Source organism: Polaromonas sp. P3_C2, assembly GCF_056402675.1.
On the sequence record NZ_JBFUGX010001143.1, the window covers coordinates 1 to 744 of the forward strand.

Sequence of the window (744 nt, forward strand, 5' to 3'; positions counted from 1 at the left end):
ATGTCGCGCCAATCACGTCCAGCCCAAGCGCGCTCACGCCGTTGGCTGTCTTGCCTTCAGGTGCCTGCAGCCGCGCGAAATACCAGACCGCCGGCGCCGAAAGTCCCAGATGCGGATCGTTGGCGAGCAGCGGCTTGCCGGTGCTGGTGTGAGAGCCCGCCACAACCCAGTTATTGGAACCTTTACCTCCCACGTCGCCGAGCGCCAAAGCCCAGTCGTTGATGTCAGAGGCCAGCGCAATGACGTTTAATGGCGAAGGTTTCTGATAAAACAGGCCTCCAGCCCTTGATTTACCAGCGCCAGCAGCTATCTTTTTCGTAGCATCCGGAAGATCAGACCGGTACACGCCCAAGCCCGCATACAGCTTGGCAAAGTCCACTTTCGAGGCAGGCTGTTCGCCTGGGTAAGGCGGAAACAACTGCTGGAGTTCTGCGGGCTTCAGCAGCCGGGCCGCCGACAGGCGCGCGAACTCGGTGCCCCAGTTGCCCCCCAGGTCCAGCGCCATCATCAGCGACCATGYGACGCTGTCAGTGGGAGACCAGGCTTTGCCGGAAAGGCCTCCGGGTTTGACGCCCACGATATGGAACTCGGGAGACAGCGCCTGCGAAGAGCCCTGATAAAAAGCATTGATACCATCGCTGTAGGCCTGCATCGCATCGCGCCCCTCGGCCGGCAGGTTCTGCCATTGGCGCTCGGCGGCCTGCACAACACCCAGGGTGCGCAGCAACCTGTCGGTTTCAAGTG

Annotated in this window: 1 protein-coding gene; it reads right to left on the reverse strand. The window is 61.5% G+C overall.

What is annotated here, in order from left to right:
* Positions 1-744 (reverse strand): penicillin acylase family protein (locus AC1DWI_RS25210; RefSeq protein ID WP_477726189.1); only part of this gene is annotated, 744 nt, incomplete at both ends.